The following is a 13,158-nucleotide window of genomic DNA, read 5'->3' on the forward strand; positions in this document are numbered from 1 at the left end:
CCATGAAAGCCCACCTCGCGCTGGCGGCCCTGCTCCTTTGCAGTGGCGCCGGTGCGAGCTCCGTCGCGCTGCAAGGCACGCTCGGCACCAAGGCGCTGCTGATCGTCGACGGCACCACGCCCAAGCTGGTGGGCCCCGGCGAGTCGCACCAGGGGGTGAAGCTGATCTCCACCAGCAGCGACACGGCCGTCGTGGAGATCGAGGGCAAGCGCCACACCTTGCGCGTGGGCGACGCCCCCGCGAGCTGGGGCGGCGGGGGTGGCGCGGCCCGCGGCAACAAGATCGTGCTGCCGGTGGACCGCGGCGGGCATTTCATGGCGCAGGGCGCCATCAACGGCAAGGCCACCAAGTTCATGGTGGACACCGGCGCCACGTCGGTCGGCATCGGCGCGCCGGAGGCCGACCGGCTGGGCATCAACTACAAGGATGGCCGCGTCGTGCAGATGAACACGGCCAACGGCACGGCGCCCGCGTACGTGATCAAGCTGTCCTCGGTGCGCATCGGCGACGTGGAGGTCTACGACATCGAGGCCCTCGTGTCGCAGCAGCCGATGCCGTACGTGCTGCTGGGCAACTCCTTCCTGAACCGGTTCCAGATGCAGCGCACGAACGACCAGATGGTGCTGGAGCGCCGTTACTAAATGGCCCCCACGCTCCCCGCTTCGCGAGGTTCGCTGCCCCCCGAGGGGGCTTCAGCCGCCTTGGGGCGGCCCGGCGGCAGCTGATGGCCGCTGCCGCCCCCGCTGAAAAGCAAACCTCCTTCGGCCCGCTGAAGTCACCGGTCTTCCGGATCCTGTGGCTCACGTGGCTGGCCGCCAACACCACGATGTGGATGAACGACGTGGCGGCCGCATGGCTGATGACGTCGCTCGGCCCGTCGCCGCTGTGGGTGGCGCTGGTGCAGACCGCGTCGACGCTGCCGGTATTCGTGCTGGGCCTGCCCAGCGGCGCATGGGCGGACATCCTGGACCGCAAGCGCTATTTCATGATGACGCAGTTCTGGGTGGCCGGCGTGGCCGTCGTGCTGTGCGTCGTGATCATGGCGGGTTGGATCACCGCGCCGCTGCTGCTCGCCCTGACGTTTGCGAACGGCATCGGACTCGCGCTGCGCTGGCCGGTGTTCGCGGCGATCATCCCGGAGATCGTGCCGCGGCACCACTTGCCGCAGGCGCTGGCGCTCAACGGCGTGGCCATGAATGCCTCGCGCATCGTCGGGCCGCTGGTGGCGGGCGCCGTGATCGCGAGCGTCGGCAGTGCCTGGGTGTTCGTGCTCAACGCGGTGCTCTCGGTCATTGCCGGCGTGATCGTGATGCAGTGGCGGCGCGAGCACCACGAAAGCCCCTTGGGCCGCGAACGCCTCACCAGCGCGATGCGCGTAGGGCTGCAGTACGTGTGGCAGTCCAGCCGCATGCGCGCGATCCTCGTGCGCATCTCGCTGTTCTTCCTGCACTCGACCGCACTGATGGCGCTGCTGCCGCTGGTGGCCAGGAGCATGCCCGGCGGGCAGGCCGGCACCTTCACCGTGCTGCTGGCGTCGATGGGCGTGGGCGCCATCATCGCGGCGATCACCATGCCGTACATCCGCCAGTCGCTGCCCTTGCAGCCGCGCGTGCTGCTGGGCACGGCCATCCAGTCGGTCTGCGCCATCGTCGTGGCGTTCGCGCCGAACATCTACGTGGCCGCGCCGGCAATGGCGCTGTCCGGCGCGGCGTGGATCACGGTGGCGAACTCGCTCACGGTCGCCGCGCAGATGGCGCTGCCCGACTGGGTGCGCGCCCGTGGCATGTCGATCTACCAGATGGCGCTGATGGGCTCCACCGCGGCCGGCGCGGCGCTGTGGGGGCAGATCGCGACGTGGACCAACATCCACGAGAGCCTGGGCATCTCCGCGGTGTCGTCGGTGGTGCTGATGGCGCTCGCGCAGCGCGTGGTGGTGGACCGCGGCATGCTGGAGGACATCACGCCTTCGCGGGTGTTCAAGGTGCCCGAGATGCAGGCGCCGCCACGCGAGGGGCGCATCCAGGTCACCATCGAATACCGCATCGACCCGGCACGCGCCGGGGAATTCGTGGCGCTGATGCAGCAGAGCCGCCGCAGCCGCATGCGGCAGGGCGCGCTGGACTGGCAGCTGCTGCACGACCTGTACGAGCCCTCGCGTTATGTGGAGCAGATCGTCGACGAGTCGTGGACGGAGCACCTGCGCCGCTTCGACCGTGTGAGCGCGGAGGACGTGAAGATCCGCGATGCGAAGCTGGCCTTCCACATCGGCGAGGAGCCGCCGGTGGTGACGCGCTTCCTGGTCGAGCGCGAATAGCTACGCGCGGCCCTTCGGCATGGGCACCATCACCGGTTGCCCCGGGGCCGTGCACCCCATGTCGCAGCACTTGCCCGGCTGCCGGTGCTGCGTGATCGGGCGCTTCGGGTCCTCGGCGACACCGCGCTCCAGCAGGCGTTCCACCAGCTCAACCTTGTTGCCCACCGGGTAGTTGCGCCAGATCTCCTGCTTCATCGCGGCAGGCGAGCCGCCGCCGTGCAGGCTGATCATGCTGTACCAGCCGCCCTGGTAGCCGGCCGTCAGGTCCTCGATGAAGCGCGCAGTCTGGATGCGCTGCTCGTAAGGCACGTTCGGGTTGGCGCGCAGCACTTCGGAGAGGCGTGCCCCGGTCTCGGGGTTGTGGTCCTCGTCCGGCCCCGGAAGCGTCACGACCAGCCCGCCGCTCACGTAGTGCGCGATGCGATGCATGTCGTAGATCTGCGTGGCCAGCAGCAGCTTGCCGATGTTGGAGAACACCGCATCCGGCATGAACGTGTGGCTGTGCTCGTCCGCCTTGCCGTACACGCTGGCCGCGACGCCGCACGCATAGAAGCCTTCGGTGATCTTGATCAGCTCCACCATCTGCTCGCGCAGGTGCGTCTCGCGCCCGGGGTCGAAGCCGTTCGCCTCGCACATCAGGGCACCGGCACCGATCAGCAGGTCACCGAAGCCCGCGCGCGCGCCGATGCAGGTGTGGCGGTGGTGCGTGGCGTAGCTGTAGGTGAGGTGGTGGCTGTGCTCCCACTCGCCGGCGTAGAACACGTTCTCCCAAGGCACGAACACCTTGTCGAACAAACAGGTGCCGGTGCTCTGGCCGTACTTGCGCGAGAACAGCGCATCGCCGTGCTCCAGCTTCTCGCCGGGCCGGCCGGCGGGGCGCGCGACGATCGTGAGGCCGGGCGCGTCGACCGGCACGGCGCAGCAGACCGCGAAGTCGGCATCCGCCTCGTCCATGTTGCGGCAGGGCATGACCAGCAGCTCGTGCACGTACGGCGCGCTCGTCACGATCGCCTTCGCGCCGGAAATGACGATGCCCTTCGCGTTGCGCTCCACGACGTGCACGTAGCTGTCGATGTTGGCCTGCTCGTGCGGGCGCTTGCTGCGGTCGCCCTTTGCGTCCGTCATCGCGACGCCGAGCGTCAGGTCCTGGTCCTGCACGCGGTGCAGGTAGTCGAGGAAGCGGGCCGTGTGTTCGCGCGTGCCCTTCGCGTCGTCGATGCGCGCGCAGACCTGCCCGAGCGCGTTGAGCGCGTCGTGCGTGAGGTAGCGTTGCGCGCAGCCCGTCTCCTGGCACACGAGCCGCACCGCCTCCAGTTTGTTGAGCAGGTCGCCCGCCGACGTGTCGATGTGCGTGAGGCGGTTGACGCGCTTGCCGCTGGTTTGTTGTACCGCGGTCATCAGCGGCGCGTACTCGTCCTTCAGCGCGTAGTCGTAGGTGAGCGCAATCGCATTGATGCCGGGCCGGAAGGCGGGCTCGTCGGCCACCGACTCGACCTTTCGGCCGTCCACAAAGACATTCGGCTTATACCGGTGCAGCGATTCGCGGAACTCCTCGCCGGACATCAGCAGCGAGGTGGCGGCGGGAGCGTTCATGCCTGTCTCCTTTGATGGAGACGCAGTCTACGCTTTCGCCTTGCTCCCCAGCTTCGACTCCTTGCCTTGCAGCAGCCGCCCGATGTTCTCGCGGTGCCGCCACGCGAGCAGCAGCGCCATCACGAACAGCGCACCCGCCACGACGGTTTCGGCGTACCACTTCGGGCCGCTCGCGATGACGTAGAACACCGGCGCGAACACCGCCGACACCAGCGAGGCGAGCGACGAGTAGCGGAAGAAGAAGGCGATGATGATCCACGTCACGCCGGTGGCCACGCCCAGCAGCCAGTCGATGCCGAACACCACGCCGATGAACGTGGCCACGCCCTTGCCACCCTTGAAGCGGAAGTACACAGGGTAGAGGTGCCCCAGGAAAGCGGCGAGCGCCACCATGGCCAGCGTGCGTTCGCCCAGCCCGAACGAGGGGCCGTACAGCTTGACGAGCAGCACCGGCACGAAGCCCTTGAGCGCATCGAGCAGCAGCGTGACGACGGCCGCAGCCTTGCTGCCGGAGCGCAGCACGTTGGTGGCGCCGGGGTTCTTGCTGCCGAAGGTGCGCGGGTCGGCCAGGCCCATGGCCTTGCTCACGATGACCGCGAAGGCGAGCGAGCCCACCAGGTAGGCCGCGAGCACTGCGAGGAAGGGGTAGAACGCTTGCACGGGCGCTATTCTGCCAGCGCGCAGTTCACGGGCTTGGCGCCGAGCAGCTGCACGCAAACCTGCGGCTCGATGCCGACGAGGTAGCCGCGGCGTCCGCCGTTGATGGCGATCTTCGGCAGCGCGAGGATCGTCTCCTCGACGTACACGGGCATCTGCTTGCGTGTGCCGAAGGGCGAAGTGCCGCCCACGAGGTAGCCGCTGTGGCGGTTGGCCACTTCGGGCTTGCAGGGCTGCACGGACTTGGCGCCGATCTGGCGCGCGAGGTTCTTGGTCGAGACGGTGCGGTTGCCGTGCATCAGCACGACGAGGGGCCTCGCCTTCTCGTCTTCCATGATCAAGGTCTTGACCACGGTGAACGGGTCGAAGCCCAGCACCTCGGCGCTGTGCTGCGCGCCGCCATGTTCGAGGTACTCGTACGGGTGCTCGGTGTAGGCGACGCCCGCCGCCTTGAGCATCGCCGTGGCGGGGGTTTCGCTGACGTGGTCCTTCTTCGCCATCAGTGGGCGGGGTCGCGCATGTCCCAGCGGAGCTTGTCGATTTCGGCGAGGACATCCGCGGAGAGACCCGTTCCCCACGCGTCGATGTCCTCTTCGAGCTGCGCCAGCGAGGTCACGCCGATGATCGTGCTCGCCACCTGCCACTTGGTGTAGCAGAAGGCCAGCGCCATCTGCGTGGGCGTCATGCCCAGCTTGCGCGCGAGGTTGTTGTAGTGCTTCGCAACTGAGAGCGCATCGGCACGACCCCATCGCCCGTCGCGGACCGACTGGAACTGGCCGAGGCGCGTGCGGCGGTCGGTCTTCGGCCCGTCGAGGCCGGTCACGTCGTACTTGCCGGTGAGCAGCCCGAAGGCCAGCGGCGAATAAGCGAGCAGCGACACGCCGAGCCGATGCATCGTCTCGTCCAGGCCGTTCTCCACGTGGCCGCGGCTGACGAGGCAGTACGGGTTCTGCACCGTCACCACGCGCGGCAAGCCGTGCTGTTCCGCGATCCGCACGAATTCGTGCAATCCGTACGGCGTCTCGTTCGACAGGCCGATCCAGCGGATCTTGCCCTCCTTCACGAGCCGGCCCATCGCCTCGAGCTGCTCGAGGATGGGCGTGGAGTCCGGCTTGTCCTTCGCCGGGTCGAAGTAAAGCGCGCCGAACATCGGCACATTGCGCTCGGGCCAGTGGATCTGGTACAGGTCGATCGCGTCCGTCTTCAGCCGGCGCAGCGACCCTTCGCAGGACGCGATGATGTCCGCGCCCGTCATGCCGCTGCCGGAGCGCACCCACGGCATGCCGCGCGAGGGGCCGGCGACCTTGGTCGCCAGCACGATCTTCTGGCGCATGCCGGGCCGCGCCGTGAGCCAGTTGCCGATGATGGTTTCGGTGGCGCCGAACGTCTCCTTGCGGGCCGGCACCGAGTACATCTCGGCCGTGTCGATGAAATTGATGCCGCGCGCGATGGCGCGGTCGAGGATGGCATGGGCGTCGGGTTCGGCGACCTGCTCGCCGAAGGTCATGGTGCCCAGGCAGATGGGCGTGACCTGCAGGTCGGAGCGGCCGAGCTGGATGTTTCGCATCTGGCTGACAGGCTGTTCGCGTGGTTGAGGGCAGCATCTTAGCCATGCCGGAAGGCCCTTCCATCGTCATCCTCCGGGAACAGGCCGCGAAGTTCGCCGGGCAGCGCATCGAACGGGTCGAGGGCAACACGACGATCGAAAAGGAAAGGCTGCTCGGGCACAAGGTGGAGCAGCTGCGCAGCTGGGGCAAGCATTTCCTCATCGAGCTGGACGTCGACTTCTCGCTGCGCGTGCACTTCATGCTGTTCGGCAGCTACCGCATCGACGAGCGCAAGTCGTGGGCGGTGCCGCGTCTGTCCCTGGCCTTTGCGAACGGCGAGCTCAATCTCTACGCCTGCTCGGTGCGCTTCGTCGAGGTGCCGCTGGACCTGCTGTACGACTGGTCCGCGGACGTGATGTCGGATGCGTGGGACCCGAAGCAGGCCTTGAAGCGCTTGCGTGCGCGGCCCGACATGCTCGCCTGCGACGCGCTGCTCGACCAGGACATCTTCGCCGGCGTCGGCAACATCATCAAGAACGAGGTGCTGTTCCGCATCCGGGTGCATCCCTGTTCCACCGTCGGCGCGATGCCGGCCGCGAAGCTGCGCGAGCTGGTGAAGCAGGCGCGCCAATACAGCTTCGACTTCTACGAGTGGAAAAAGCAGTTCGTGCTGAAGAAGCACTGGCTGGCGCACACCAAGCGCACGTGCCCGAGGTGCAAGATCCCACTGAAGAAGGCGCACCTGGGCCTGACCAACCGCCGCAGCTTCTTCTGCGAGAACTGCCAGGTCCGCTACTAGGCGGCGAGGCGGCGCCGCAGGGCGCGCAACGAGCCGAGGATGAACCCGCCCACGCTGCCCTCGTCGTGCTGCACCTTGCGGGCCTTCGCCTCCACCTGCTGGTGCCTGAGCAGCTGCGGCTGCGCCTTCTGCCGCTGGTACTGCGCCATCGCCGCTTCCACGTGCGACTGCAGCGTGGGCAGCTTCACGGGCTTGTTCAGGAAGCGGAAGATGCGCGCCTGGTTGATCAGCTCGATGACCACTTCGGAGTCGGACGCCGACGTCATCGCCACCGTCACGATCTCGGGATGCTCCTGCTTGAGCAGCTTGAAGAAGGTGGTGTGGCTTTGCGCCTGCGTCTCGATGTCGGCGACGAGCACCGCCACCTTCTCGTCGCGAAGGCTTTGCAACGCGCCGGCCAGGTCGGTGGCGTGCAGCACGCGGTACGAGCGGCCGAGCACGTCGCGCGCGGCGAGGTACACCTCGCGATCTTCGTCAAGCACCAGGATCGCTTCTTCGGGCCGCGCGTCGGTAGCCGCGGGCGGTGGCGCATGCTCCAGCGTCTGGCCGATGACGGCGGCTTCGGCCAGCAGGTCGCGCAGCTCGTTGGTGTTCCACGGCTTGCTCGCGAAGCGGTAGACCTCGCCCTCGTTGACGGAACCGACGATCGCGGCGAGGTCCGAATAGCCGGTGAGCAGGATGCGCACGGTGTTGGGCGACGCGACGCGCGCCTTCGAGAGCAGCTCGGTGCCCGTCATCGTGGGCATGCGCTGGTCGCTGACGATCACGTGGAAGTGGTGCTGCTGCATCATCTGCAGCGCGATCGCGCCTTCCGTCGTGACATGCACGTCGTACTGTTGGCGGAAGAGCAGCTTGAGCGCCGACAGGATGCGCTCCTCGTCGTCGACGAACAGCACGCGCGGCTTGTCGGCGGCGGTGGCGGTGCCGACTTGCGTGGCGCCCGCAGGTCTGCGCACGGAAGTGAAGTCGATCTTGCGAAGCGTGCGCGTGGGCGCCTCGCTCGCCGCGATCGCTTGCGTCGCCGCAAAGGGTGCCACGCCGCCGATCTGCACGGTCGTTTCGTAGCCCGGGTTCCACGCCTCGCCCGCGAACGCGCACTCCAGCGCCCGAGCGAAGTCGTTCGCGCTGTCGAACCGGTCGTTCGGGTGGCGGGCCAATGCCATCTTCATCACCGCGTCGAACGCAACGTCGAGCGCCGGGTTGACCGTCGTCGGTGGTGCAAGCTCGCCATGCAGCACCGCGTGAACGAGCTGCGGCACCGTGTCGCCCGCGAACGGCTTGCGGCCGGTGAGCAGCTGGTACAGCAGCACCGCCGCGGAGAACACGTCCGAGCGCCGGTCCGTCGCAAGGCCCTGGATCTGCTCGGGCGACATGTAGCTGGGCGTGCCGAGCACGGTGCCCACTTGCGTGAGCCGCGACGACTCCAGCTGCGCGATGCCAAAATCGCACACCTTCAGGCGCTGGTCGTCGGTGATCATCACGTTCGACGGCTTGATGTCGCGATGCACGACGCCGAGGCCATGCGCGAAGTGCAGCGCCGCGAGCAATTGCGCCGCGATGGGGCGCACGTGCTGCGGGTCCATCGGCTCGCCGGCGCGCATCAGCTCCTGCAGGCCGCGGCCGGAGACCAGCTCCATCGCGATGTACGCGAGGTCGCCCTCTTCGCCGTAGTCGTAGACGGCCACGATGCCGGGATGTGTGAGCCGCCCCGCCGCCTGCGCCTCGCGCTTGAAGCGGGCGAGCATCGCCTCGGCCTCACTCGCCTCCAGCAGGCTGCGCGAAATCGTCTTGAGCGCGACGCGCCGCTCGATCACGGGGTCCATCGCGGCGTACACCACGCCCATGCCGCCGCGGCCGAGCTCGCGCTCCACGCGGTACTTCCCGATCTGGGTGACGGCTTCAGGCATGGGCCACCTCCTCGTTCGCGGCCTCTTGCTCGCGCATCACTTCGACGGGGAGCGAGATCGTGAACGTCGTGCCGACACCCACCTTCGAATCCACGCCGATGGTGCCGCCGTGCTCGCCGATGATCTTGTACGCGATCGACAGGCCCAGCCCCGTGCCCTCGCCGATCTTCTTGGTGGTGAAGAACGGGTCGAAGATCTTGGGCAGCACGTCCGGCGGGATGCCGCTGCCGTTGTCGGCCACCTGCACGACCGCGCGTGCGCCTTCGACGCGAGTGGTCAACGTGATCACGCCGTCCGCACCGGTCGCCTGCGCCGCATTGGTGATGAGGTTGAGGAACACCTGGTTGATCTGCGAGGGGGAGCCCGTGACGAAGGCCTCGCGGGCGTAGCGCTTCTCGATCTTCTTCATCTTCACCACGTTCTTCGCGATGACGAGCGTGCTTTCCAGCCCGTCGTTCAGGTTGAAGTGCGCCACCTTGCTGCGGTCCAGCCGGCTGAAGTTCTTGAGGTTGGTGACGATTTCGCTGATCTGTTCGATGCCGTAGATACCGTCCTTGATGACGCCCGCGAGTTCCTCCACCGTGTGGCCTTCCGAGGCAACCGTGCAAAGCTCCGCGACCCGCGCGTACTGCGCCGACACTTCGCCTTCGGGTGCGTCCCCGCTGGCCAGCAGGTCCAGCAGGTGACGCGTCTCCTCCGCGAGCCCCGCGCTCGCGGGCACCTGCTCGTCGAGCACCTGCAGCCCGTTGCGCACGTACGCGAGCGGCGTGTTGATCTCGTGCGCCACGCCCGCGATCATCTGGCCGAGCGAGGACATCTTCTCGGACTGGATCAGCGCCGCTTCGGACTCCTTCAGGTGGTCCAGCGCGTCCTTCAGTTCCATCGTGCGCTCCTCGACGCGGTGTTCGAGCATGTCGTTGGCCTGCGCGAGCTCCGCGTTCTTGTGCTGGATGAGACGGTAGCTGTGCACCAGCCGCCACGCGAACCAGCCGACCAGCGCCAGCAGCGATGCGGAGTAGGCAATGAGCAGGCTGCGGTAGAAATCGGTCGATTCGAGCACCTGCTTGCGCTGCGCCTCGACGGCACGCTCGGTGTCCGCGATGCGCTGCTTGGTGGGCAGGGCGGCGATTTCGCCGAGCAGCTGGTCCTCCACGGCCTTGATCCGCTGCACGCCGTGGAACTTCTCGATCAGTTGCTGCACCGGCCCGGCGACGTGCGCGGGATATTGCGGCAGAAGCGCGGACAGGTCGCCGAGGTTGGACTCGATGCGCTTGAGCGCGCCGCCTTCGGTGAGCAGGTTGTACTTGAGCGTCTCGGTCAGCAGCTCGTTGATGCGCACGCCCAGCTCCGAGAGGCGCTCCACGCCGTCGCCGCGCGCCGCCTTGCCCTGCATCGCCTCGCGTTGCTGGACGCGCAGCAGCGCCAGCAGGTCGGCGCTCTCGTCGGTGACGAAGAGCAGCGATTCGCGCAGCACGCGGTTCTGTTCGGCGAAGCGGCGGGCGAGCTCTGCCTTCTGCGCGAATACCTTGCGTGCTTCGTCGAATTTCCCGGCGGCCTCGTTGCCGGCGGCTTGCGAAACGCGAGGCGCCAGCTGCTGGCCCGCCTGCACCACGCGCTCCGCCGGCGACTGCCCCGTCGCGTACTTGCGGTCGATGCCCGTCTTGGCCCGCAGCGCGTCGACCGTCCATTCGGCGTCGAGCGCTTCCAGCTCGCGCAGGTCCGCGACCACGCGGTTCTGCAGCGCGAAGTCCGCACCCTGCGTTCGCGAATAGAGGAACCACAGCGCCCCCACCAGGACGACGGCCCCGGCGGCAATGGCGGACGTACGCAGCAGCTTCATGGCGAGGCCCATCCTTTGACGGGTGGGTCGCGCAGCCCCGGAATTTCTTACACGCGAAGGAAGATGCGGGCCCGCTCGCCCTGCGGCTTGCGGCCTGTGTTGATGAAGTCCACCAGCTCGGTCGCGACACCTTCGACGTCGAATCCGCGCGTGCGCATGCGCACGGGGATGTCGCTGCCGCGGATCACGGAGCGCACGTAGCCATGGATGAAGGTCTGCTCGATCACGAGCGTGCTCCCCAGTTCGTAGAACGCCGCCATCCCGCGGATGTACTCCGCCTTGTCCACGTCGGCGAACGAAAACGGCAGCAGGCCGCCCGACATCAGTGCCGCGTTGGCGGCAAGCCGCGATGCACGCTTGTTGCCGTTGGCGAACACCTGCACGTAGGGGATGCGCGTCATGAGGTACAGCGCGGCCTCGACAGGATGCAGCGCGCGCGCCTGTTCGATGATCCGATCCAATGCTTGCCTGGCGAAACCCGTGCCGGGACGAAACGGTGGCAGGTACGCCGAGGAGCCAAGGTTCACCTCTTCGTATTCCCGGGGCTTGCCGCGCTGGTGTTCCGGCAGGAAGTGGTCCGAGTCCGCCACGTCCGGCAAGCCGTGGTCGTGCGTCAGGAGCGCATGCATGGCGCACACGTTCTGCGCGCTGAGTTCGCGGTGCTTCCAGAGGTACTCGACGGCCGTCTTGTGATCGAGCACGAGCACGGCGTCGGCCGTCGGCTTCTCGTTGTTCTTCTGGCCGTATTCGATCAGCGCTTGCGTATCGAGCGCCGAATAGCTGCTGCCTTCGAGCAGCGAGGAGCCCCACGAGAAATCGACGAGGAAGTTCGTGAGGAAGCGCTTGTCGACCTTGTTGGCGATGGCCTGGATCGCCTCGCAGCGCTGCGCCTTGTCGGGGGCGATGTTCGGCTCCGGCTGCAGCAGTTCTTCCTTGAAGACCGCGAGGGGCCGCAGGTGCGGCGGCGTGGCGAACCATGCGTCGATGTCGGCGCGAGTCAGCGGCGAGGCAGAAACGTAGCGCGTCGAACGGCCCGCGCCCGTGACGCGAACGACACCGCTCCTCACGAGACCAGCCAGGCGGCGATTCAATGTGGAGCGGCTGACCTGCGGCGAGCGGCGTGCGAGTTCGTCGGCCGCCAGGCCCGCCGGCCCCGCGCCGGCCAGCAACTCGGCCAAGTCTGACGAGAAAGAATCCATGGAAGTCCTTGAATTTTAAGGACTTTTCCTTTTCTTGTCACGGATGCAGCACGATCGGCGTTTGCTCGTCAGCGCCCCCTACACTCTCACCTCATGAAAGTTCTCGCCTTCGACATCTTCGGTACCGTGGTGGACTGGCACGGCAGCATCGCGCGCGAGATGGCGCAACTCCATCCGCAGGTGGACGGCGACGCCTTCGCGCTCGCATGGCGCGCGGGCTACAAGCCCGCAATGGCGCGCGTGATGTCGGGCGAGCTGGGGTGGACGCTCATCGACGACCTGCACCGCATGATCCTTGACACGATCCTGCCGCAGTTCGGGCTCGCGCACCTGGGCGAGGAGGAGCGCAGGCACCTCAACAAGGTGTGGCACCGCCTCGACCCCTGGCCCGACAGCGTGGAAGGCCTCACGCGGCTGAAGAAGAAGTTCACCATCACCACGCTGTCCAACGGCAACATCGGGCTGCTGACGAACATGGCCAAGCGCGCGGGGCTGCCGTGGGACTGCGTGCTGTCGGCCGAAGTGTTCCGCGCGTACAAGCCGGACCCGGCGACCTACCTCGGCGTCGCGAAGGTGTTCGACTTGAAACCCGAAGAGGTGATGCTGGTCGCCGCGCATCACGACGACCTCGCGGGCGCGCGCAAGTGCGGCCTCAAGACAGCCTATGTCGAAAGGCCGCTCGAATCCGGCGCGAAGAACCCGAAAGACGTCTCGCCGCGCCCGGAGAACGACTACCACTGCGCCAGCCTCGTGGCGGTAGCTGAGGCATTGGGCTGCTGAGACCTACCCGCGTGTCCTCCGGCGGCTGACAGACCGCCTGCGGCCGGGCTGGTGCAATGGGCTCAACTGCACAACAGGAGCCCCCCATGACCCAGCACGCGCTCATCCGCGGCGACGTCTGCTTCCGGGCCGGCGACGGCATGATGCTCGAGATCCCCGACGGCCCCGTCGACATCGAGCTGGCCGACGACAGCGCCACGCTCAGCTGGACGGACGACGACGGCAACGCCGGCTCGGCCGCGATCACCCTCGACGAATACAACCGCTACAAGCGCGAAGGCAAGATCCGCCTGCGCCCCGAATGAAGGCGACGACGATGAACATGAAGACGAAACTTGCACGCGACGAAGACCGCATCGACCCCATGGACGACTACGCCCGCTGTGCGTGGGCGCGCTACTTCAACACCAGCGAGCAGCGCCTGAAGGAGGCGGTCGCCGCGGTCGGCAACGAGGCCGGGCGCGTGCGCGACCACCTCGCCGGCAAACACGTCTCGGAACGCCCCTCCGCCGGGTAAGCCAG

13 protein-coding genes are annotated in these 13,158 nt (G+C 67.4%); 6 read left to right on the plus strand and 7 right to left on the minus strand.

Translation table 11 applies throughout. From position 1 onward, the window contains the following. Positions 1–2 precede the first annotated feature (2 nt). Both H8R02_RS23005 and H8R02_RS23010 read left to right on the plus strand, forming a co-directional pair. Positions 3–641 (plus strand): retropepsin-like aspartic protease family protein, encoded by a 639-nt coding sequence (locus tag H8R02_RS23005; RefSeq protein WP_187083840.1) that lies wholly within the window; start codon positions 3–5, stop codon positions 639–641. A gap of 83 nt (positions 642–724) precedes the next feature. After that, entirely contained in the window at positions 725–2,314 is a 1,590-nt protein-coding gene (locus H8R02_RS23010) for an MFS transporter (RefSeq protein WP_187083841.1), read from the plus strand. Here H8R02_RS23010 and H8R02_RS23015 read toward each other — a convergent pair whose 3' ends face one another. Genes H8R02_RS23015 through H8R02_RS23030 form a run of 4 tightly spaced genes read right to left on the minus strand, consistent with a single transcriptional unit; the run spans position 2,315 to position 6,131 of the window. Continuing rightward, positions 2,315–3,907 carry a 4-hydroxyphenylacetate 3-hydroxylase family protein gene (locus H8R02_RS23015; protein ID WP_187083842.1) on the minus strand — a complete coding sequence of 531 codons (1,593 nt, stop codon included), beginning with the start codon at positions 3,905–3,907 and terminating at the stop codon, positions 2,315–2,317. It abuts the gene before it with no gap. Positions 3,908–3,934: 27 nt separating this feature from the next. Beyond that, positions 3,935–4,567 carry a glycerol-3-phosphate 1-O-acyltransferase PlsY gene (gene plsY / locus H8R02_RS30515; RefSeq protein WP_187083843.1) on the minus strand — a complete coding sequence of 211 codons (633 nt, stop codon included), beginning with the start codon at positions 4,565–4,567 and terminating at the stop codon, positions 3,935–3,937. Positions 4,568–4,572: 5 nt separating this feature from the next. Beyond that, positions 4,573–5,064 carry a Cys-tRNA(Pro) deacylase gene (gene ybaK, locus H8R02_RS30520; RefSeq protein WP_187083844.1) on the minus strand — a complete coding sequence of 164 codons (492 nt, stop codon included), beginning with the start codon at positions 5,062–5,064 and terminating at the stop codon, positions 4,573–4,575. Beyond that, positions 5,064–6,131 (minus strand): aldo/keto reductase, encoded by a 1,068-nt coding sequence (locus tag H8R02_RS23030; protein ID WP_187083845.1) that lies wholly within the window; start codon positions 6,129–6,131, stop codon positions 5,064–5,066. Before H8R02_RS23030 ends, ybaK begins: the two co-directional genes overlap by 1 nt. Before the next feature lie 44 nt (positions 6,132–6,175). Here H8R02_RS23030 and H8R02_RS23035 point away from each other — a divergent pair, with 44 nt between their 5' ends. Continuing rightward, on the plus strand, positions 6,176–6,910 hold the full coding sequence (locus H8R02_RS23035) for a DNA-formamidopyrimidine glycosylase family protein (RefSeq protein ID WP_187083846.1): 735 nt from the start codon (positions 6,176–6,178) through the stop codon (positions 6,908–6,910). Here H8R02_RS23035 and H8R02_RS23040 read toward each other — a convergent pair. The 3 genes from H8R02_RS23040 to H8R02_RS23050 are packed head-to-tail and all read right to left on the minus strand — an operon-like array spanning position 6,907 to position 11,856. Continuing rightward, positions 6,907–8,817, minus strand: a complete 1,911-nt coding sequence (locus H8R02_RS23040; RefSeq protein WP_187083847.1) for a protein kinase domain-containing protein — start codon at positions 8,815–8,817, stop codon at positions 6,907–6,909. The two genes, H8R02_RS23035 and H8R02_RS23040, sit on opposite strands and share 4 nt — an antisense overlap. Then, a complete protein-coding gene (locus tag H8R02_RS23045; RefSeq protein ID WP_187083848.1) occupies positions 8,810–10,657 on the minus strand; it encodes a DAHL domain-containing protein in 1,848 nt (615 codons plus the stop codon). The genes H8R02_RS23040 and H8R02_RS23045 overlap by 8 nt, the downstream gene beginning before the upstream one ends. Before the next feature lie 47 nt (positions 10,658–10,704). Then, positions 10,705–11,856, minus strand: coding sequence for a Fic family protein (locus tag H8R02_RS23050; protein WP_187083849.1), 1,152 nt, complete (start codon positions 11,854–11,856; stop codon positions 10,705–10,707). Positions 11,857–11,949: 93 nt separating this feature from the next. On the opposite strand from H8R02_RS23050, the gene H8R02_RS23055 reads away from it, so the two are divergent. From H8R02_RS23055 to H8R02_RS23065, 3 genes are all read left to right on the plus strand, one after another. Continuing rightward, a complete protein-coding gene (locus H8R02_RS23055; RefSeq protein WP_187083850.1) occupies positions 11,950–12,636 on the plus strand; it encodes a haloacid dehalogenase type II in 687 nt (228 codons plus the stop codon). 86 nt (positions 12,637–12,722) lie between these two features. Next, the gene (locus H8R02_RS23060) at positions 12,723–12,941 is read left to right on the plus strand and encodes a hypothetical protein (protein WP_187083851.1); all 219 of its coding nucleotides are present in this window, start codon (positions 12,723–12,725) and stop codon (positions 12,939–12,941) included. Positions 12,942–12,958: 17 nt separating this feature from the next. After that, positions 12,959–13,153 (plus strand): DUF3606 domain-containing protein, encoded by a 195-nt coding sequence (locus tag H8R02_RS23065; RefSeq protein ID WP_187083852.1) that lies wholly within the window; start codon positions 12,959–12,961, stop codon positions 13,151–13,153. Positions 13,154–13,158: the final 5 nt, after the last annotated feature.

It is taken from the genome of Ramlibacter albus (genome assembly GCF_014297445.1).
GTDB lineage: Bacteria > Pseudomonadota > Gammaproteobacteria > Burkholderiales > Burkholderiaceae_C > Ramlibacter > Ramlibacter albus.